Origin of the sequence: Streptomyces sp. NPDC050161 (genome assembly GCF_044460025.1) — a bacterium.
Taxonomy (GTDB): domain Bacteria; phylum Actinomycetota; class Actinomycetes; order Streptomycetales; family Streptomycetaceae; genus Streptomyces.
Genome location: NZ_JBITJM010000022.1, coordinates 17,267 through 36,749, shown reverse-complemented (window position 1 = coordinate 36,749; position 19,483 = coordinate 17,267). Strand labels below are relative to the sequence as shown.

Here is a 19,483-nt window from a genome sequence, read left to right as displayed (position 1 = left end):
GCACTCCTCGACGGGAGGCAGGGCAGACGCGCGATTGTAGTCAGCAGCTATTCGCGGCGCCAACGGATATCCGGCGGGCCCGCCCGCTCCGGCGCCCCCGTACGGCCCGCGGCCCGTCCCTCTCCCGTAGGACCCCGTCCACCTCCGGTAGGGGGCCGGGCGGTCCCGCCGTCGGACTTCAGGCCCTCTGCGGAATGGACCCATCGACCGATGTGCCACATCCGGGGGAAAACCATCATGGAGGCATGAGCAGCGCAACGATGATTCCAACGGTCGCACCGGCTTCCCTGCACCCGGCCAAGGGGGCCACCGCACTCGACACCGGATCCGTCGGCCGGGACCACGACAGCCACCACCTCGTCGGCAACGCCCTGCGCGCGGTGAAGGTCTTCGCCGCGGCGGCCTTCAGCGTCGTCCTGCTCGGCGAGTACGCCGAGGACTGACCCGGAGCGCCCCGGCCCCGGCACCCGCCCCGGAGCGGCCGGCGGGCGCGTGATTCCTCCCGGACATCCGGTTGACCGGAAACCGTTACGGGCCGTCGGTCCTGATCAGCTAGCGTCGCCGCGTAAGGAGCGCAGGGCGACGAGGAGGACAACGGGTGTCTGCCGCCGACGGGACGCGGACGTGGAGGCGGACATGGGCGCAGAGCGTCGCCGGACCGCACCGCATGGTGATCGCGGGGGCGCTGGTGGCGGCTTCCCTCATCGGCCTCTGGGTGCTGTATACGGTCCACCCGCTGCCGATGCCCGACATAGAGGTCTACCGCGCCGAGGGCGAAGCCGCCGCGACGGGCAGTGATCTCTACGGATTCACCACCACCAAATGGCACCTTCCGGCCACTTACCCGCCGTTCGCCGCGCTGCTCTTCCTCCCCACCACGTGGGTCTCGCTCGCCACGCTCAAGGTCGCCTGCGTCCTCGTCAACGGCGCGCTGCTCGCCGTGCTGATCCAGCTCTCCTGCAAAGCCGCCGGAATACGCCGCTCCGCGTACACCGCGCCCACCGTCATCGGCGCCACCGCACTCGGCATCTGGCTCGAACCGGTCTTCCAGACCCTGATCTTCGGGCAGATCAACCTCGCCCTGACCTGCCTCGTCCTGTGGGACCTCGCCCGCCCCGACGGCGCCCGCTTCAAGGGCCTCGCCGTCGGCATCGCCGCAGGCGTGAAGCTCACACCGGCGATCTTCGCGGTCTATCTCCTCGTCACGGGACGGGTGAAGGCCGCCTGCACCGCCGCGGCCGGATTCCTCGGCTCGGTGCTGCTCGGACTCCTGGTGCTCCCGGACGCCAGCGTCGACTTCTGGACCCGCCGGATGTTCGAGACGAGCCGGGTCGGCAAGGTGTGGATCGTCGACAACCAGTCGCTCCAGGGCCTGATCGCCCGCGTCCTGCACACCCCCGAGCCCGGCCTCATATGGGCCGTCGCCGCGCTGCTCACCGCCGCCGGGGGGCTCTACGCCGCCCGCCGCGTCTTCCTGCGGCGCGGCGCCGAAACCTGGGGCGTGCTCTGCACCGCCGTCACCGCGCTGCTCGTCTCACCGATCAGCTGGTCCCACCACTGGGTGTGGTGCGTGCCGCTGATCGTCGCGCTGGCCGCCCACACCCGCGGCATCCGCTGGCGCCGCGCCCTGCTCGTCGCCGTCACGCTCGCCTTCACCGTCCGCACCCTGTGGATCGTCCCGCACACCGGCGACCTTGACCTGCACTTCTCCTGGTGGCAGCAGCCGCTCACCTCGCCGTACCCGCTGCTCGGCCTCGCGCTGCTGGCGATGGTGGTGTGGTGGACCCGCACGGCCCCGACGGACGGCACCCCCCGCCGCATCCCCCGCCCACGCACCGGCCGGACGCTGCCGCAGAGCACCCGCACGGCCGGCTGACCGACAGGCTCGGGTCAGGCGTCCTCGGAAGGATCCGCCGACAGCAGCTCGTCCGCGTCCACGATCCGGTACGCGTACCCCTGCTCGGCCAGGAAGCGCTGCCGGTGCGCCGCGAAGTCCTGGTCGATGGTGTCGCGCGCGACGACCGAGTAGAAGCGCGCCTCGTGCCCGTCCGCCTTCGGCCGCAGCACCCGCCCCAGCCGCTGGGCCTCCTCCTGCCGCGAGCCGAAGGTGCCCGACACCTGGATCGCGACCGTCGCCTCCGGCAGGTCGATCGAGAAGTTCGCGACCTTCGAGACGACCAGCACCGAGATCTCGCCCTCACGGAAGGCGCCGAACAGCTTCTCCCGCTGCGCGTTGGTCGTCTCGCCCTTGATCACCGGCGCGCCCAGATGCTCGCCCAGCTCGTCCAGCTGGTCGATGTACTGCCCGATGACCAGCGTCTGCTCGCCCTGATGCCTGCGGACCAGCGCCTCGGTGACCCGCTGCTTGCTGCCCGTCGTCGCGCAGAAGCGGTACTTCTCCTCGGTCTCCGCCGTCGCATACGCCAGGCGCTCGGTGTCGGAGAGATTGACCCGGACCTCGACGCAGTCCGCGGGCGCGATGTACCCCTGCGCCTCGATCTCCTTCCACGGAGCGTCGAACCGCTTCGGCCCGATCAGCGAGAAGACGTCCGACTCCCGGCCGTCCTCGCGCACCAGCGTCGCGGTCAGCCCGAGACGCCGCCGCGCCTGGAGGTCGGCGGTGAACTTGAAGACCGGCGCGGGCAGCAGGTGCACCTCGTCGTAGATGATCAGGCCCCAGTCCCGCGAGTCGAACAGCTCCAGATGCGGGTAGACGCCCTTCCGCTTCGTCGTCAGCACCTGGTACGTCGCGATGGTGACCGGCCGGATCTCCTTCTTCGTGCCGCTGTACTCGCCGATCTCCTCCTCGGTCAGCGACGTCCGCTTCACCAACTCGTGCTTCCACTGCCGCGCCGAGACCGTGTTCGTGACCAGAATCAGCGTGGTGGCCTTCGCCTGAGCCATCGCCCCGGCCCCCACCAGCGTCTTTCCCGCACCGCACGGCAGCACCACGACACCGGAACCGCCGTGCCAGAACCCCTCGACGGCCTGCTGCTGATACGGCCGCAGCGCCCAGCCGTCCTCGGCCAGCGCGATCGGGTGCGCCTCGCCGTCGACGTAACCCGCCAGGTCCTCCGCCGGCCACCCCAGCTTCAGCAGCGTCTGCTTGATCTGCCCGCGCTCGGACGGATGCACGACCACGGAATCCGGGTCGAGCCGCGCGCCGACCAGCGGCTGCACCTTCTTCGACCGCAGGATCTCCTCCAGCACCGGCCGGTCGGTCGAGGTCAGCACCAGGCCGTGCGCGGGATGCTTGGTCAGCGTCAGCCGCCCGTAGCGCGACATGGTCTCCGCGATGTCGACGAGCAGCGCGTGCGGCACCGGATACCGCGAGAACTGCACCAGCGCGTCCACGACCTGCTCCGCGTCGTGCCCCGCGGCCCGCGCGTTCCACAGCCCGAGCGGCGTCACCCGGTACGTGTGGATGTGCTCGGGCGCCCGCTCCAGCTCGGCGAACGGGGCGATGGCCCGGCGACAGGCGTCCGCCAGCTCGTGGTCCACCTCCAGGAGCAGCGTCTTGTCGCTCTGGACGATAAGAGGTCCGTTCACGCGCCTCGCCTTTCACTACCGGGGGACCGGCCGCGGGTACGGCCAAACGTCCAGTGTGCCGCATCGCGCCGACACGGCGGGGCGGCTCCTGACCGGCGGGCGCCCGGAGCGCCGACGGCCCGCCGACGTGGGACGCCGTGCGCCGACGGCCACATTTCCCAACTACCGCGCCAGGGACGGCCGGTAGGCTCGGCCGATGTCTTCCGTTCTCATTCTCGGTATCGATCCGCGGGCCGTACCCGGCCTCGACGCGGACGCCATCCTCGCGGCACTCGACGGTGAGCTGGCGCGCTTCGCGGAGCGCGGTGTGGAGGCGTCCTTGACGCTGGTTCCGCTCGACGAGTCGGCGGGGGCCACGCTCGAAGCGGCGCTGGCGGAGCGGGTGTGGGACGTCGTCGTCATCGGGGGCGGCATCCGCAAGCCGGAACCGCTGCTGACCTTCTTCGAGCAGGTGGTGAACGCGGTCCGGATCCATGCGCCGCAGGCCGCGCTCGCGTTCAACACCGGTGGCGGCGACACCGTCGAGGCAGCCGAGCGCTGGCTGTAACGGTCGTACCGGGTCGCCTGGCACACGAGGATCGAAAAGGAACCCCCTAGCCTTCCGCCAGCTCGGCGACGCCGGTGATCCGGTGCAGCGGATAGGTCCTGACCTCGTCGGACGTGTGGTCGTACGCGGTGACGAAGCCGCCCTCGACGCGGACCGGTGCGATGACGCGCTGGCTGGCGGCGCCGTCGGCGTTGACGTAACCGATCCAGACGGCGGCCTGGGTGAGCACCGCGGCCTGCATCGTGGCCAGGGTCTCGGCCGATGTGGTGCGGGGCAGCGCGCCCGGCGCCGGGGCGGTCGCCGCCACCGGCTTGCGTTCCGCGGTGGCCGCCAGATCACCGGCCCGGATGGCGCGCACGGCCCCGCCGACGAGGGCTGGATCGGGCGCCGGCGGGCCTTCGGGCACCGGAGCGGGCGCGGTGCGCGGCGGGGTGCGGTACGAGTCGGGGCGGGTGATCAGGACGTCGCCCTCGGCGGACTCGGCGGCCGGGGCGTAGCCCATCGCCCGCAGCCCTTCGAGGAGTTGGTCGGGCGCGGTCTGCGCGGCCAGCACGGTCGGGGCGAGGCGGCGCAGACGCAGGGGGGCGGCACGGCGGTCGGCGAGGATCTCGGAGAGCAGCGCGTCGTCGTCGCAGCGGACGTAGGCGCCGGCCGCGCCGATCCGCAGCTGGCCGTGCCTGCGCGCCACATCGTCGATGAGGTAGGCGAGCGGCTGCGGCACCGGGGTGCGCGAGTGCGTCGCGAGGAAGTCCTGCAGCTCGGCGGCGGAACGTCCGGCGTCCAGGGCGCGGCGTACCGAACCCGGCGTGAAGCGGTAGACGGTCGCGCCGCCCTTGGACTCGACGTCGGCGAGCACGCCGAGCGCCTCGGCGAGCGGGCGGCGCAGCGGTCCCGGCGCGACGGCGGTCAGGTCGGCCTGGAGCAGGACGTGATCGAGGGGTTCGGGCAGATGCGGGGCGAGCAGGGCCGCGGCGCGGGCGGCGGCGGCCCCGGTCTCCGCCGCCGACGGCACGGCGGTGGGCCCGGCGGAGTCCGGCTCGTCCGGCTGCGGTGACGTTTCGGCGCCGATGAGGACCCGGCCGTGGGTGGCGAGCGCGCCCCGCCCCGTGACACCCAGCAACTCGGCCTCGGCGAGCGTCCATTGGGCGATCCGGGAGCGCAGATCGGACGCGGGCGGCGCGGCCGTACCGGAGGCCGGTGCGCCCGGCGCGGCGGCGCGCAGCGGGCGCTCCCAGTGGAGGCGGTCGAGCACGGCGCCCGCGGGGACGGCCGCACCCGGCGGGAGAGAGGCGAGGAGGGTGAGGGCGCGGCGGCGGACCTCCGGGGCGGGGGAGCGGTCGAGGTGCGGACCGAGTGCGGCCAGCGCCCGGCCCTTGGCGTCAGCGCTGCCGACCACACCGGGCGTACGGGTCGCCGCCAGCCAGCCCGCCACCAGCTCGGCCCAGCGCAGCTCGTCGGGGAGTTGCAGCCACTCCTCGGCCGCGGGGGTGGCCGCGTACCGCTCGTCGGCCTCGCCGTCGGACGCCACGAGCCCCGCCGCGTAGGCCAGTTCCAGCCAGAAGGCGGCCAGCTGCTCGGTGGTGTCGAGCGCGGCTGCGGTCCGCTTGAGGTCGCGGACGCTCAGCCCGCCCGCACGCAGGACGGCGGGCCCGCCGAGATCCCATTCCTTCAGCAGCTCTTCGACGGTCGCCAGCGCGGTGAACGCCTGGCCCGCCGCCGCGCCGTCCACGGCCAGCGGATCCCGCTCGGTGACCGGCGCGAGAGCCGGCGGCACCGGCTCGGGCTCACGGTGCGCACGCCCCGCCCGCAGATGCAGCGCCGCTTCCCTGGGCAGCACGACATTGCGCGCGCCCGCGGGCAGCAGCAGCCCGCGGTCCAGCAGCCACTGGAGATGCGGCGCGGGCCGGTCGGTGACCCCGCCGTAGGGCGGGCCCCACAGCAGCTTGTCGAGGACGGTGACGGATTCGGCGGGCGCGGTGTCGAGCAGCGCCGCCATCCGGACGCGGTCGGTGAACAGGGCGGCGAGCGCGGACACCGCGGTCACCGGATCGTGGGTCGCGGGCAGCCCGGCAGCCGCGATGATCTCCTGGAGCCGCCCCGGAGACATCCCCGACGTGGCCTCGGCGACGCTCGGCCCCAGCCCCGTCGGCGAGGGATGCGTCGCACTGGGCGTGAGCAGCTCACGCGCCGTACGCACCAGCCGCAGCCGGTCGTCGGACCCCCAGACCAGCGCCTGCGCCCGCAGCCCCGCCACCGCGTCCGGCAGCGCGGCGAGCACCCCCGCGTCCCCCGCGTCCCCGGCCATCAGCCCGGCGAGCACCGCGTAAGGACACGGATCGGGCGCCACCGCCAGCGCCTCCGCCGTCTGCAACGCGAACCGGTCGAGCCGCTCCACGGCCCGCACCACCGACGCCCGCGTCCCGGCCCTGGTGGCGAGCTGGGTGACGTCACCCGGCACCGGACTCAGCAGGTCGGGACGGGCCCGCAGCAGGTCGACGAGCCCGCTGTCGGTGCGGGTCCGAAGCTCCTCGGCGAGTGTGCGGGGCGTATCAGTCATCCGCCCTACGGTAGCCGTGCCCGGGGGCGCAGGTCTCCCGCGACGGCAGCGGACGCCGTGCCCGACGCCCCACAATCGCGTCCCCCGGCTTCCCACGGACGCCCGGCCCGAGGCCCCACCCGACAGCGCGCCCGCCCCCTCCGCCCCGTCACCCCACAGTCCCCTCACACGTCCCGCCTCCGTCACCCCACTGGGCCGAAGGGGTAACGTCGAGGCAGCAACCAGCGCACGCCGCAGGGGATTTCGTGGGGATCGAGAGCGATAAGCTCGTCTTTGACTATCTGAGCCGGGTCGGCGACCTGGCCCAGCAACGGGGCCTGTCATCGGCCGCGCGGATGCGGCTGGTGGCCACACTGCGCACCGACCTGACGGCCCAGCTGGCAGCCCAGAAAACCATTTCGGTCTCCAGCGTGAAACGGGTCATCTCCCGCCTGGGCACACCGGAAGCGGTGGTCTCGGCAGCGGCCGGAGCGACCGGAGCGGCCGGAGGAGCTGGGGGCACCGGAGCGGCCGACGAGGACCGCACCCCCGCACCCCCAGTAACCCTCACACCCCCCGCACCACCCACCCCCGAGCCGCCGGAGCCCACCCCCCACGACACCGCAGCCTCCTCCGCAGCCTCCTCCGCTGCCACCTCCCCTGCCGACCACCCGGCTCCGGAACCGTCCCCCCGCCCCACCGCGGCCGAACCCACTCCCCGCCCCGGCGTACGCGACAGACTCAGCGGCCTGGCCGCCCGCAGCGGGCTCACCGGTTCGGTGCCCGCACCCCGCGACGGAGACCGCCCGGTCCCGGAAGGCGGCCTCGCCCCGAAGCTCAGCTTCCTGAAGAAGGCGGCCAAGCCGACGGCCGAGCAGGCGGGCGACACCGCAGGACCGCGCTTCACCCTCCCCCCGGCCGCCAGCCCCCCGCCCCACCTGGCCGGTGCCGACGAACTCGGCGACGACGACGGCCCCGACTGGTGGCGGGTGCAGGCGGCGCCGTTCGGCCCCGGCGAGTCGGTGCCCGGTTTCGTCGGCGGCATCGAGATCCCGGAAATATGGGAACGCCCCAAGGACGGCGCCCCGTCAAAGGACGGCAAACCGGCCCCCGAAGACGACACGACGGACGCTCAGCCCCCCGCCGCCAAGCCACCCCTGCCCGGCATCCTGCGCCGCACCCTCACCCGCAAAAGCGGCGCACCGGCCGCCGAACCCACCACCGACGCGGCCCAGGACACCTCACCCGCCGCCCGCATCCGCCTCAGCCCGGTGATCACCCTCGCCGTACTGCTGCTGCTCGTCGGCGCCGTACTGGGATCCTGGCTGGCCCTCGCGGCCGGCTGGGCGCTGGCCTACGTATCGCGCCGACTCACCCGCACCGAGGCGAAGTTCGCCGCACTGGGCGTGCCCGGCATCCTCATCGGCGGCATGCTGATCTGGCTCTGGGGCCGCATGGACGGCCGCTGGGGCACCCCCATCACACCGGGCCAACTGGGCCACGAACTCCTGGACGCCCTCCCCACAATGGTCCGCATCGCCGCAGTGGCCTCCTCCCTCTTCCTCCTGTGGCGCATGCGCCGCACCACCCCCTGACCCACACCACCAGACGCCACACACCCCCCCCGATGCCCGAAGGGCGAGGCGCAGGGACCATCCACCGGCGGTCAGCCGCGTACGAGGCCCGGGTGGGTCGGAGGGGCCGCACCGGGTCGCTCCCCGCAGCGACAGGTGCCAACACCGGCAGCTTCTTGACTGGTAGCTAAGGGCACATGCGTCGAGGAGACGACCCGGTGCGGGCCCCGCGGCCCCCCCCCCCCCCCCCAAAAACCCCCCCCCCCCCCCCGGGCGGCCCCCCCCCCCCCCCCCCCCCCCCCCATCACTTCTTCCCCAACCGCTGCTGCACCTCGGACAGAATCTCGTCCGCCGCCGTGTACCCAATCCCCTGGATCCACAGCTGATCATCGACGCGGAACGACCTGCCGTCCTTCACCGCCCGCATGTTCTTCCATAGCGCACCGCCCGTGACCTGCGCCTCCTTCGACTTCTCCGGCGTGCCGTAGCTCGCGTAGAAGACGGCGTCGGCATCGGCCTTGTTCATCTGCTCGGCGCTCAGCTCCGTCATCAGCCCGTCCTTGGACCCGTTGACGACGTCCGTGGGCCCCGTGCCGATGTCGGCGAGGATGGTGCCGATGTAGCTCTGGCAACCGTAAACACGGGTGTCGGCGCCCTCGACGAACCGGACGATGTTTGTCCGCAGCGCCTTGGCCTTAGCCGCCCCGCCCAGCGCCGCCGTGACCTTCTCCGCATGCGCCTCGTACGCCGCAACGGCCTTCTTGGCCTGCGGAATCCGGCCGAGCGCCGCCGCGTGCGTGGCGAAGTTCTGCTTCCAGGGGTAGCCGGTGGTCTCCGTCATCACCGTCGGCGCGATCTTCGTCAGCTGCTGGTAGCTGCGGCCGTCACGGACCTTGCTGGTCAGGATCAGGTCCGGCTTGAGGGCCGCGACCGCCTCCAGGTTCGGGGCGCCGATCTTGCCGACGTCCTTGATGCCCGCGACCTTGTCCTTGGGCAGGTAGTCGAGGAAGCCCGACGCCACATCGGACCGGGTCGCGCCGACGGGCTTCACGCCGAGCGTGATCGCGGAGTCCAGCTCGGCGGTGTCCAGGACCACCACCCGCTTCGGCGCGGTCGGCACCTTCACGTCGCCCATCGCCGTCGCCACCGTGTGCGTGCCGCCGCCGGACGCCGGCTCCGCCCAGCGCGTCGTGGGCTGCTTCGGGCAGTCGGCGGCCTTGAACGAGTCACCGGAAGCGGAGTCGGAATCTCCGGATCCGCAGGAGGTCAGAACGAGCGAGGCGGCCAGCACCGTGACGGCGACGGCCGCGGTACGGCGCGGGGGGACGGCGAAGCGGGACATGAACTGCCCTTTCTGCTCGGGAAACGCGGAAGAAGGGAAGACGGGCCGGGCCTCAGCCCGAGCGGGCCCACGGACGCCCCGGCACCACGAGCGGCGAGCCCGTGACCGGATCGGGCACCACGACCGCTTCGAGGCCGAACACCTCCTGGACGAGATCGGCGGTGACGACCTCACCAGGCCGCCCCTGCGCGACGATCCGGCCCGCCTTCATCGCCACCAGATGGTCGGCGTACCGCGCGGCCTGGTTGAGGTCGTGCAGCACCGCGACGACGGTCCGTCCCCGGTCGTGGTTGAGCTGGCGCACCAGGTCCAGTACCTCGACCTGGTGCGCGATGTCGAGGTAGGTCGTCGGCTCGTCCAGGAGCAGCAGATCGGTCTCCTGGGCCAGCGCCATCGCGATCCACACCCGCTGCCGCTGCCCGCCGGACAGTTCGTCCACCGCCCGCTCGGCGAGCTGCGCCACGTCCGTGCGCTCCATCGCCTCGGTCACCGCGCGCTCGTCGTCGTCCGACCACTGCTGCCACCAGCGCTGATGCGGCTGCCGCCCGCGGGCCACCAGATCGCCGACGGTGATGGCCTCCGGCGCGACCGGGGTCTGCGGCAGCAGCCCCACCGACCTGGCGATCGTCTTCGTCGGGATGCGTGCCAGATCCGTGCCGTCCAGCAGCACCGCACCGCGGCGCGGTCGCAGCAGCCGCCCCAGGGCGCGCAGCAGCGTCGACTTGCCGCAGGCGTTGGGCCCCACGACGACGGTGACGGCGCCCTGCGGCACATCCAGGTCCAGGCCGTCGACGACCGTACGGTCCTCGTAGGCCAGCGTCAGATCGCGCGCCGTGAGCCGGCTCGGGGAGCCGTCCCCGGCAGTCGTGACGACGCTCTCGCCGGTCTCGGTCACGCTTGTCCTCCTGCGGCACGGCTACGGGTGCGATGGCCCCTGATGATGAGCCAGATCAGATACGGGGCGCCGACGGCCGCGGTCAGCACGCCCACCGGCAGTTCGGTCGGCGCGAGCGCCTTGCGGGCCAGCAGGTCGCCGAGGACGACGATGCCGGCGCCGAGCAGCGCCGAACTCAGCAGCGGGATCTGCGCGGTGCGCGTCAGACGGCGCGCGATCTGCGGCGCGAGCAGCGCCACGAAGTCGACCGGGCCCGCCGCGCCGGTCGCCATCGACGCCAGCACCACGCCGATGGCGACCAGGCCGAGCCGGGTCCGCCCCAGCCGGACGCCGAGCGCCGTCGCGGTGTCGTCGTCCATCGACACGGTCCGCTGGGCGCGCGCCGCCCACAGCACGAACGGCAGCGCCACCAGCAGCGCCCAGCCCAGCGGCGCGGCTTCCGCCCAGCCGCGGCCGTTGAGCGAGCCGGTCATCCACACCTGGGCCTGCTGGGCGACCAGGTAGTCGCCCTTCGTCAGGAAGAGCTGGGTGACCGAGCGGAGCGCGACGGCGAAGCCGATGCCGATGAGGACGAAGCGGGTGGCGTGCAGCCCGCCGCGCCAGGCGAAGAGGTAGACGAGCGCGGCGGCGAGCAGCCCGCCGGCCACCGACAGGTACGGCAGCACCGCGTACGAGGTGACGCCGAAGGTCATCGAGCCGACCGTCAGCGCGCTCGCGCCCTGTGTGACGCCGATGATGTCCGGGCTGGCCAGCGGATTGCGGGCGACCGTCTGGATCAGCGCGCCCGCCACCCCGAACGCGGCGCCGACCAGCAGCCCGACGACCATCCGCGGCAGCCGCAGCGTCCCGACCACCAGCTCCTGCGACGACGGCTGCCCCAGCACCACCTTGAGCGCATCGGACGGCGCGACGAAGCTCTCGCCGACGCACAGGTACGCCAGGCACACGGCGGCCAGCAGCACGGCCAGCAGCGTCGCGACGACGGCGGCCCTGCGGTGCACGAGGAAGGACGCCCGGCCGACCGTCAGCCTGCTGTGCCCGGCCGGACGCACCGGTCCGCGTCGCGCGGCGGTGCCGGGGGAGGTGACGGGGGCGCTCACGCGGCCACCGCCTTCCGGCGGACCAGGGTCACCAGGAACGGCACCCCGATCAGCGCGGTCATCACGCCGGCCGGCACCTCCGACGGCGGGAACAGGACCCGTCCGACGGTGTCCGACACCAGCACGATGACCGGACCGAGCAGCGCCGCCATCGGCAGCACCCAGCGGTGGTCGCTGCCCACGATCGCGCGGGCGATGTGCGGCACGGCGAGGCCGACGAACGCGATCGGTCCGGCCGCCGCGACCCCGGCGCCGGTGAGCACGGTCGCGCCGAGACCGCCGACGATCCGTACCGTCGCGACGTTCTGGCCGAGGCCCTTGGCGACGTCCTCGCCGAGCGCCAGGGCGTCGAGACCGCGGGCGACGGACAGCACCAGTACCGCGCCGACCAGCAGGAACGGCCAGATCTGACCGGCCACTTCGCTGTCCCTTCCGGTGAGCGAGCCGACCTGCCAGAAGCGGAACTCGTCCAGCGCGGCGGCCTGGGTCGTGAGCACCGCCATCGTCACCGACACCAGCAGCGCGTTGATCGCGGCACCGGACAGCGCCAGCTTGACCGGGGTGGCGCCGCCGCGACCGCTGGAGGCGATGGCGTACACGACGACGGACGCGAGGGCGGCACCGGCGAACGCGAACCAGACATAGCCGGTCAAGGTGTGCACACCGGCGAGGGAGATGGCCAGCACCACACCGACCGACGAGCCCTGGCTGATGCCGAGGATCCCCGGATCGGCGATCGGATTGCGGGTGATGCCCTGCATGACCGTGCCGGCCATCGCCAGCGCCGCGCCGACCATCAGGCCGATCAGCGTGCGCGGCAGCCGCAGGAACCGCACCACTTCGGCGGCGTCACCGTCGCCGCCGTGCAGCAGCGCGCCGATCACCTCCGACGGGGCGAACATCCGGCTGCCGACGGCGAGCGAGAACAGCACGGCAAGCAGCAGCGCGAGCACCGCCACCGCCGTCAGACCGAGTCTGCGGCCCCGCACCCCGGGCGTCATGAGGCGCGGTCGCCGGGTATGCGGGGACGCGCTGCGGCGCCTCCGGGACTGCTTGCCTGGTCGGCTGACATCGGGTCCATTTCGAGATATCCGTGGCTGAGAGCGTGCCCGTGAATCCGGCCAGGGACACACGGGCACACCCTTAGGTAAGGCAAGGCTAAGGGTACGGCCAGGCCATGGGGCAGCGTGGGTGCTCCGGCAGTAAGGCCGAGGTCCCCGTGCCCCGGCCGCCGGGACGCCGCGCACGCGTGGGCACAATGGCAGGCATGGCTGCGCACCCCCTGACGGTCGGATTCGACCTCGACATGACGCTGATCGACTCCCGCCCCGGCATCAAGGCGGCCTACCTGGAGCTGTCCGCCCGCACCGGCACACCCATCGACGCCGACCTCGCCGTGACCCGGCTCGGGCCGCCGCTGGAGGACGAGATCCGCTGCTGGTTCCCCGAGGAGCGGGTGGCCGAAATCAGCGAGGTCTACCGCGAGCTGTACCCCGCGTACGCCATCGGGCCGACGCTCGCGATGCCCGGCGCCCGGGAGGCGGTGGCGGCCGTCCACGCGGCCGGCGGGCGGGCGGTCGTGGTGACCGCGAAGTACGAGGCGAACGCCGCCCTGCACCTCGAACACCTCGGCATCGAGGCGGACGCCCTCGTCGGCTCACTCTGGGCGGAGGCCAAGGCCGAGGCGCTCAAGGAGTACGGCGCGCAGGTCTACGTCGGCGACCACACCGGAGACGTCCGCGGCGCGCGGGCCGCGGACGCGCTGTCCGTCGCCGTGGCCGCGGGCCCGTGCGACGCCGGTGAGCTGCGCGCGGCGGGCGCCGACGTCGTACTCGACGACCTGACCGCGTTCCCTGCCTGGCTGCGGCGCTACGTCGCGGACGAGGCGGCGGAAGCCGCGTCCGCCTGACGGCGCTGGGCGGCGGCGGACCTGATCACCCCCGCGGCGGCGACGAGGAAGCCGACGCCCATCAGCATGCACACCCAGTAGAAGACGGAAGGCAGCGGTTCGGCGCCGATGAACAGCGGCGTCACTGTGGCCAGAGTGGCCAGTGCGCCAATCAAGAACGTGATCGCGCCGATTCGGACCAGCAGATCCCCGGCCTGGGGAGTTTCGTCAGACACCTGACCAGGGTAAGTCCGGGCCAGGAGCACCAAGGAACCACCTGGCGACGTCTTGTCACCGGGCACCGGACCACTAGCCTTGGTGACGGCGGGTCCAGGTGACCCGCTGCACTGCTATCCAGACCCGTTTTTTCCGCACATTCCGCAGTACAGCGGCTATCGCACCCGGCAGTTCCGCATTTCCCGCAGTTCGCCAGTTTTTTCCCACGAGTACGAGGACGAGGACAGACGTGCCTACCGGCAAGGTCAAGTGGTTCAACAGCGAGAAGGGCTTCGGCTTTCTCTCCCGTGATGACGGCGATGACGTCTTCGTGCACTCGTCGGTGCTGCCCGACGGCGTGGACGTACTCAAGCCCGGACAGCGCGTCGAATTCGGCGTCGTCGCAGGCCAGCGCGGCGACCAGGCACTTTCCGTAGCCATCCTCGACCCCGCGCCGTCGGTGGCGGCGGCCCAGCGCCGCAAGCCCGACGAACTCGCGTCGATCGTCCAGGACCTCACCACGCTCCTGGAGAACGTGACCCAGCAGCTGGAGCGTGGCCGCTACCCCGACAAGGCGCACGGCTCGAAGATCGCCGGCATGCTCCGCGCGGTCGCCGACCAGCTGGACGTCTGAGGACGCCCGGCCGGCCGGCCGCCCGGCATCAGACGAATGTCAGCGCATCAGGGCCGAGGGGCGGTACCAGCCCCTCGGCCGCCGCGCGGGTGAGCAGCCCGCGCACCGCGGCGTAGCCGTGCTCGCCGAGGTCGGCAGTGAACTCGTTCACATACAGCCCGATGTGCTGGTCGGCGACGGCCGGATCCATCTCCTGGGCGTGCCTGAGCACGTAAGGGCGGGAGGCGGCGGGGTCGTCCCACGCCATCCGGACCGACGTCCTGGCGGCGTCGGCGAGCGCGCGCAGGGTGTCGGCGCCCAGCGACCGCTTGGCGATGATCGCGCCGAGCGGGATCGGCAGGCCGGTGGTGTCCTCCCAGTGCTCGCCCATGTCGGCCAGGCAGGAAAGGCCGTAGTCCTGGTACGTGAAGCGGGCCTCGTGGATGACCAGACCCGCGTCGACCTTGCCGTCGCGCACCGCCGGCATGATCTCGTGGAACGGCAGGACGACGATCTCGCCGACCCCGCCAGGCACCTCGGCCGCGGCCCAGAGCCGGAACAGCAGATACGCGGTGGAGCGCTCGCTGGGCACCGCCACCGTCTTGCCCGCGAGACCCGCCGCGGGGCCGGCCTCCCGCGTCAGCACCAGCGGGCCGCAGCCCCGGCCCAGCGCCCCGCCGCAGGGCAGCAGCGCGTATTCGTCGAGCACCCACGGCAGCACCGCGTACGACACCTTCAGCACATCGAACTCGCCGCGCTCGGCCATGCCGTTGGTGACGTCGATGTCCGCGAAGGTGACCGAAAGCTCTGGGGCGCCGGGGACGCGGCCGTGCGCCCAGGCGTCGAAGACGAAGGTGTCATTGGGGCACGGCGAAAACGCGATGTCCAGCGGCCGGTTCACGGGGTCCTCCTCCAGGTGGGCCCGGTCCGTGTCCGGGCCGGGCCGGGGTGTCACGGGGCGCTCAGGGCGCCGGGCAGCGCGCCGAACGCGCCGGTCAGCGCGGTGAGCGCGGGGCCGATCCGCCAGGCGTCGCGGTCGCGCGGGCCGACGGCGTTGGACACCGCACGGATCTCCGCGGCCGGCACACCGTGGGCGGCGGCGGCCTCGGCGACGCCGAAGCCCTCCATGGCCTCGGCCAGCGCGCCCGGATGACGGGCCGCCAGCTCGGCGGCGCGCTCCGCGCTGCCGGTCACCGTCGAAACGGTCAGCACCGGACCGGTCGCCGCGCCGGACGCGGCGGCGAAGGCCCGCACCAGCGCCGGGTCGGGGCGGTGCGCCACGGTCCCGAAGCCGAGCGCGGTGACCGGCGCGAAGCCGTCGGGTGTCTCGGCGCCCAGGTCGGCGACGACGATCTCGTCCGCGACGACCAGCGAACCCAGCGGCGCCGCGGGCGCGAAACCGCCGCCGATACCGGCCGATACGGCCAGGTCGTAGGGGGCGCCGGACAGGGCAGCGGCGGTCAGCGCGGTGGCCGTGCCCGCCGCGGCAGCCGCGGGGCCGACCCCGGCGGCCAGCACGTCGACGGCCGGCGACCGGTCACCGGACGGGCGGTGCAGCGCGTAACCGCCCGGCAGCTCGTACGCCTCGTACGGACCGCCCGCCGCGCACACCGCGTCGCGCTCGGCGGCCACCGCCGTGACGACCAGTACCCGCATCAGAAGGCCCGCACGGCGCGCCGCCGCTCCCCGGTTCCGGTCAGCGTGCTCAGTCCTTCTGCTTCAGCGTGAAGTGCCACATGGTCTTGGGGCCCTGACCCTCGCCCAGCTCCGCGACCTGGAGGGTGACCGACTTGGTGTAGGTGGTCTGACCGGTCTGCGGGTTCTGCTGCATGAACAGGGTGTCCGCGTCGAAGGTGCGGTACGTCTGCTTGCTCGGCTCGCGCATGACCGGGCCGCCGCCGATGACGATCCAGCCGGACTTCGCGACGTCGGGCTCCACGCCGACGCGGACCTTCTCACCGGGGTGGACGGTGAGGGTCTTGTCGCCCTTCTTGGTGATGCAGGACTCGACCTGCTTCTTGTCGAGCATCTTTCCTTCGCCGTCGCAGCCGGGCGTGGCCTCGGCCGTGATCGTCGACGAACCGACGGTCACGGTCGCCAGATCGGTCGGCTTCTCGCAGGCGGAGAGGGTGATGAGACCCAGGGAAACGGCACCGACGGCGGCAGCGGCACGGCGGCCCTTGCCCCGGGAGATCAACGCAGCGGTCATGCGGGCAGGCTATCTGGCGTCCCGGCGCACACCACGCCCGGGTGCGGCGTGCCGTGCCGCGCCCGACCGGATGCGCGGATCCGGCGCCGTGCCCGCCCCGCCCCGCCGCCCGCCCGCGGGCGCTCACACCACCCGCGGCCCCGCCCCGCCGCCCCGCCGCGCCGCGCTCAGCAGCCCCCGCACGGCCAGCAGCACGCCGGCCGCCACCAGCGCCGCGGCCACCGCCATCCCCAGCATCCCGATGAGCGGCAGCGCGATCCCGATGGCACCGCCGACCACCCACGCCATCTGGAGCGCCGTCTCCGACCTGGCGAACGCGGAGGTACGCACCTGCTCGGGCACGTCGCGCTGGATCATCGCGTCCAGCGACAGCTTCGCCAGCGCCTGGCACAGACCGGCGGCGGCAGCGGCCACCGGGACCACCACCAGCGCCAGCAGGTCGTAGAAGACCGCAGCGACGACCGTCGCCGTCAGCGCGACCCCCAGTACCGCCGCGATGATCCGCTCAGGGCCGCGGGCCCGCAGCCACGCGCCGACCGCGGTGCCCAGCGCGTTGCCGCCTCCCGCGCAGACCGCGACCAGGCCGAGCGAGGTCGCGGGAGTGAGCCCGGCCAGCGGGTGCTCGCGCAGTATGAAGGCCAGGAAGAACGTCAGGAAGCCGGAGAGCGAGCGGAGCGCGGCGTTGGCCTGGAGGCCGTGCAGCACCGAAGGGCCCACGGTCCGCAGGCCGGGCCGCCGGGAGCGCGGCGGGCCCGCCCCTTCCTCCCGTTCTTCCTCCCGCGCCGTCAGCCGGGCGCGCGCCTCGCCCTTCCCGGAGTCGACCTTGTGCGGCAGCGTGAACGACAGGAACGCACCGCCGACGAACACCACGAAAGCGCCGAAAAGCGGCCACGGCGGGCCGATCAGATGCAGCCCCGCCCCGACCGGCGCCGCCGCGCCGGTCGCCAGCAGCCCGGCGAGCGTCACCCGCGAATTGGCCTTGACCAGTGAGATGCGCGGCGGCAGCAGCCGCGGCACCACCGCGCTGCGCACCACCCCGTACGCCTTGGACGCCACCAGCACACCCAGCGCCGCCGGATACAGCTCAAGACCGCCGTCCGCGACCGCGCCCGACATCGTCACCGCCAGCAGCGCACGGGCCAGCATCGAGCCGGCCATCGCCGCCCGCCTGCCGTGCGGGATCCGGTCGAGCAGCGGCCCGATGACCGGCGCGAGCAGCGCGAAGGGGGCCAGCGTGACCGCCAGGTAGAGGGCCACCCGGCCGCGCGCCTGGTCCGTCGGCACGGAGAAGAACACCGTCGACGCCAGCGCGACCGTGATCATCATGTCGCCCGCCGAGTTCACCGCGTGCAGCTCGATCAGCTTGCCGAGGCCCGACTCGCCCGCGCCGTGCGCGTGGGTGAGGCGCCGTAACCCGCGGGCCGCGCCGGTGAACGGGCGGTGCAGCAGGCGGCCGGCCGCCCGGCCCGCCCGGCGGGCCCGATTGCCTCGATTCCCGCCCGCGGTCGATGCCCGTGACACCCGTGATGTCTTCGACACCTTCGACGCCCTTGCGGCAGCCACCTGGCCATACTGCCCGAACTCGCCCAGGAGATGGTGGTTTCCCCGCCTTCTCACGCCAGGTGTCACCGCCGTCCCGCAGGGCGCGGCACCGGGGACGGCGGTCGCCGATCACAATTGCCGCTCCCGCCGAGGGGTCGTCCACGATGGAAGGGGTAGCGTGTGTAGCGCGCCACCGGCGGTCGTTCTTGGCCGCGCGCCTTTGCGCGATCCCGCAGAATGGGTCGTAAGAGGTGCGCTCGACCCAAGCGATCGGGCGCGGACGTCGACGCGGTCCCCAGGTCCGCTCCGCCCGCCCCGGCCCTGCCGGTCGTCCGGACAGGACAGGACAGCTCCGGCTGGCGCACTCGTGAGACGGCGTGGAAGAGAGAATCGATTCTTGTGAGTGCTGCGATGCGAAGCCGTACCCCCGACCGCTTGTGCGCCGAGGCGGTCGACCTTGCCCGCGCGGCGGCGGAGGAGACGGCGCTGCCGGGCATGGTCGGTGAGCACATCGACGCGGTCGCCGACGGGGACCGCGTGGTGACGCACCTCTTCGCCTGCAAGGAGCCCGGCTACCGCGGCTGGCGCTGGGCGGTGACGGTCGCCCGTGCCTCCCGCGCCAAGGTCGTCACGCTCGACGAGTCGGTCCTGCTGCCTGGCCCCGACGCCCTCCTCGCCCCGGAATGGGTGCCGTGGAGCGAGCGGCTGCGCCCCGGCGACATGGGCCCTGGCGACCTGCTGCCCACCGAGGCCGAGGACCTGCGCCTGGAGCCCGGCTACACCGGTGAGGACGTCCCGCCGCCGAACTCCGCCGTCGCCAGGGCCGTGCCGGGCGAGGTGGCCGAGGTCGCCGATGCCGAGGACGCCGACGTGGTGCCGGGATCGCCCGCGGTCCAGCCCGCACCGGAGCGCGGCGGCATCGCGGCCGTCGCCGAGGAACTTGGCATGCGCCGCGCCCGGGTGCTCTCCCGCTACGGCCTGCACGTCGCGGCCGACCGCTGGGACGAGGCGTACGGCGCGAAGACCCCGATGGCCCAGGCCGCGCCCGCGACCTGCGTGTCCTGTGGCTTCCTGACCCCGCTCGCCGGATCCCTGCGCCAGGCGTTCGGCGTCTGCGCCAACGAGTTCTCCCCGGCGGACGGCCGGGTCGTCTCCCTGGCGTACGGCTGCGGCGGCCACTCCGAGGCCGCCGTCATGCCGGCCCCGCCGCGCCCCGCGGCCCCGGTGGTGGACGAGACGATCGTCGACGCCCTGTCCCTGCGCCCCGAGCGCGACAGCGGCTCGGTCGAGGACACCGGCCCGGCCGAGGAACTGGGTCACAGCTAGCCGGCACTGTCGGCTCCACCCGTTTTTTGACACATCCCCCCCCAGAGGGGCGCGGCCCCTTGTCCACGGGAGGCGGTGGGGTCGGTGGGGTGGGTCTGAGGACGTAAAGCGAAGCAGTCCACAGACCCACCCCACCGACCCCACCG

18 protein-coding genes are annotated in these 19,483 nt (G+C 73.2%); 7 read left to right on the top strand and 11 right to left on the bottom strand.

Translation table 11 applies throughout. The features are described 5' to 3' along the window. Positions 1-245: 245 nt before the first annotated feature. Together ACIBK8_RS28885 and ACIBK8_RS28880 are read left to right on the top strand one after the other, a co-directional pair. Positions 246-443, top strand: coding sequence for a hypothetical protein (locus ACIBK8_RS28885; protein WP_399044863.1), 198 nt, complete (start codon positions 246-248; stop codon positions 441-443). A gap of 155 nt (positions 444-598) precedes the next feature. Further along, positions 599-1,876 (top strand): glycosyltransferase 87 family protein, encoded by a 1,278-nt coding sequence (locus ACIBK8_RS28880; protein WP_399044861.1) that lies wholly within the window; start codon positions 599-601, stop codon positions 1,874-1,876. A gap of 14 nt (positions 1,877-1,890) precedes the next feature. Here ACIBK8_RS28880 and ACIBK8_RS28875 read toward each other — a convergent pair whose 3' ends face one another. Then, entirely contained in the window at positions 1,891-3,549 is a 1,659-nt protein-coding gene (locus tag ACIBK8_RS28875; protein WP_393688320.1) for a DNA repair helicase XPB, read from the bottom strand. A gap of 196 nt (positions 3,550-3,745) precedes the next feature. Between ACIBK8_RS28875 and ACIBK8_RS28870 the strand changes: the two genes are divergently transcribed. Further along, positions 3,746-4,096, top strand: coding sequence for a hypothetical protein (locus tag ACIBK8_RS28870; RefSeq protein WP_399044859.1), 351 nt, complete (start codon positions 3,746-3,748; stop codon positions 4,094-4,096). A 46-nt stretch (positions 4,097-4,142) separates the two neighbouring features. On the opposite strand, the gene ACIBK8_RS28865 is transcribed toward ACIBK8_RS28870, so the two are convergent. Then, positions 4,143-6,653: a helicase-associated domain-containing protein gene (locus tag ACIBK8_RS28865; protein WP_399044857.1), complete on the bottom strand. Its 2,511-nt coding sequence runs from the start codon at positions 6,651-6,653 to the stop codon at positions 4,143-4,145. A 245-nt stretch (positions 6,654-6,898) separates the two neighbouring features. Between ACIBK8_RS28865 and ACIBK8_RS28860 the strand changes: the two genes are divergently transcribed. After that, a complete protein-coding gene (locus ACIBK8_RS28860) occupies positions 6,899-8,227 on the top strand; it encodes a hypothetical protein (protein WP_399044856.1) in 1,329 nt (442 codons plus the stop codon). A 283-nt stretch (positions 8,228-8,510) separates the two neighbouring features. Here ACIBK8_RS28860 and ACIBK8_RS28855 read toward each other — a convergent pair whose 3' ends face one another. From ACIBK8_RS28855 to ACIBK8_RS28840, 4 genes are read right to left on the bottom strand one after another with little or no spacing between them, the layout of a single operon-like run. Continuing rightward, positions 8,511-9,548 (bottom strand): ABC transporter substrate-binding protein, encoded by a 1,038-nt coding sequence (locus ACIBK8_RS28855; RefSeq protein ID WP_399044855.1) that lies wholly within the window; start codon positions 9,546-9,548, stop codon positions 8,511-8,513. 52 nt (positions 9,549-9,600) lie between these two features. Continuing rightward, positions 9,601-10,443: an ABC transporter ATP-binding protein gene (locus ACIBK8_RS28850; protein WP_399044853.1), complete on the bottom strand. Its 843-nt coding sequence runs from the start codon at positions 10,441-10,443 to the stop codon at positions 9,601-9,603. Further along, positions 10,440-11,543: a FecCD family ABC transporter permease gene (locus ACIBK8_RS28845; RefSeq protein ID WP_399044851.1), complete on the bottom strand. Its 1,104-nt coding sequence runs from the start codon at positions 11,541-11,543 to the stop codon at positions 10,440-10,442. The genes ACIBK8_RS28850 and ACIBK8_RS28845 overlap by 4 nt, the downstream gene beginning before the upstream one ends. Continuing rightward, on the bottom strand, positions 11,540-12,544 hold the full coding sequence (locus tag ACIBK8_RS28840; RefSeq protein ID WP_399044849.1) for a FecCD family ABC transporter permease: 1,005 nt from the start codon (positions 12,542-12,544) through the stop codon (positions 11,540-11,542). Before ACIBK8_RS28840 ends, ACIBK8_RS28845 begins: the two co-directional genes overlap by 4 nt. A gap of 266 nt (positions 12,545-12,810) precedes the next feature. Here ACIBK8_RS28840 and ACIBK8_RS28835 point away from each other — a divergent pair, with 266 nt between their 5' ends. Then, complete coding sequence (locus tag ACIBK8_RS28835; RefSeq protein WP_399044847.1) at positions 12,811-13,452, top strand: HAD family hydrolase; 642 nt, start codon at positions 12,811-12,813, stop codon at positions 13,450-13,452. On the opposite strand, the gene ACIBK8_RS28830 is transcribed toward ACIBK8_RS28835, so the two are convergent. Further along, the gene (locus tag ACIBK8_RS28830) at positions 13,413-13,667 is read right to left on the bottom strand and encodes a hypothetical protein (RefSeq protein WP_227050830.1); all 255 of its coding nucleotides are present in this window, start codon (positions 13,665-13,667) and stop codon (positions 13,413-13,415) included. The genes ACIBK8_RS28835 and ACIBK8_RS28830 overlap by 40 nt on opposite strands. Positions 13,668-13,897: 230 nt before the next feature. On the opposite strand from ACIBK8_RS28830, the gene ACIBK8_RS28825 reads away from it, so the two are divergent. Beyond that, positions 13,898-14,281, top strand: a complete 384-nt coding sequence (locus ACIBK8_RS28825) for a cold-shock protein (RefSeq protein WP_393687555.1) — start codon at positions 13,898-13,900, stop codon at positions 14,279-14,281. Between the two features lie 28 nt (positions 14,282-14,309). On the opposite strand, the gene ACIBK8_RS28820 is transcribed toward ACIBK8_RS28825, so the two are convergent. From ACIBK8_RS28820 to ACIBK8_RS28805, 4 genes are all read right to left on the bottom strand, one after another. Next, positions 14,310-15,161 carry a 1,4-dihydroxy-6-naphthoate synthase gene (locus ACIBK8_RS28820; RefSeq protein WP_399044845.1) on the bottom strand — a complete coding sequence of 284 codons (852 nt, stop codon included), beginning with the start codon at positions 15,159-15,161 and terminating at the stop codon, positions 14,310-14,312. 50 nt (positions 15,162-15,211) lie between these two features. Continuing rightward, a complete protein-coding gene (locus ACIBK8_RS28815; RefSeq protein WP_399044844.1) occupies positions 15,212-15,916 on the bottom strand; it encodes a futalosine hydrolase in 705 nt (234 codons plus the stop codon). 49 nt (positions 15,917-15,965) lie between these two features. Further along, complete coding sequence (locus ACIBK8_RS28810) at positions 15,966-16,469, bottom strand: hypothetical protein (RefSeq protein WP_393687552.1); 504 nt, start codon at positions 16,467-16,469, stop codon at positions 15,966-15,968. A 123-nt stretch (positions 16,470-16,592) separates the two neighbouring features. Then, positions 16,593-17,990 (bottom strand): MFS transporter, encoded by a 1,398-nt coding sequence (locus tag ACIBK8_RS28805; protein WP_399044986.1) that lies wholly within the window; start codon positions 17,988-17,990, stop codon positions 16,593-16,595. A 432-nt stretch (positions 17,991-18,422) separates the two neighbouring features. Between ACIBK8_RS28805 and ACIBK8_RS28800 the strand changes: the two genes are divergently transcribed. Next, the gene (locus ACIBK8_RS28800; protein ID WP_393687551.1) at positions 18,423-19,337 is read left to right on the top strand and encodes a DUF3027 domain-containing protein; all 915 of its coding nucleotides are present in this window, start codon (positions 18,423-18,425) and stop codon (positions 19,335-19,337) included. Positions 19,338-19,483 lie beyond the last annotated feature (146 nt).

Bases quoted from the DNA above. Each gene is read 5' to 3' on its own strand.
- ACIBK8_RS28810 (WP_393687552.1), bottom strand. From the start codon at position 16,469: ATGACCGCTGCGTTGATCTCCCGGGGCAAGGGCCGCCGTGCCGCTGCC.
- ACIBK8_RS28800 (WP_393687551.1), top strand. From the start codon at position 18,423: ATGCGAAGCCGTACCCCCGACCGCTTGTGCGCCGAGGCGGTCGACCTT.
- ACIBK8_RS28885 (WP_399044863.1), top strand. From the start codon at position 246: ATGAGCAGCGCAACGATGATTCCAACGGTCGCACCGGCTTCCCTGCAC.
- ACIBK8_RS28815 (WP_399044844.1), bottom strand. From the start codon at position 15,916: ATGCGGGTACTGGTCGTCACGGCGGTGGCCGCCGAGCGCGACGCGGTG.
- ACIBK8_RS28855 (WP_399044855.1), bottom strand. From the start codon at position 9,548: ATGTCCCGCTTCGCCGTCCCCCCGCGCCGTACCGCGGCCGTCGCCGTC.
- ACIBK8_RS28865 (WP_399044857.1), bottom strand. From the start codon at position 6,653: ATGACTGATACGCCCCGCACACTCGCCGAGGAGCTTCGGACCCGCACC.
- ACIBK8_RS28835 (WP_399044847.1), top strand. From the start codon at position 12,811: ATGGCTGCGCACCCCCTGACGGTCGGATTCGACCTCGACATGACGCTG.
- ACIBK8_RS28840 (WP_399044849.1), bottom strand. From the start codon at position 12,544: ATGACGCCCGGGGTGCGGGGCCGCAGACTCGGTCTGACGGCGGTGGCG.
- ACIBK8_RS28870 (WP_399044859.1), top strand. From the start codon at position 3,746: ATGTCTTCCGTTCTCATTCTCGGTATCGATCCGCGGGCCGTACCCGGC.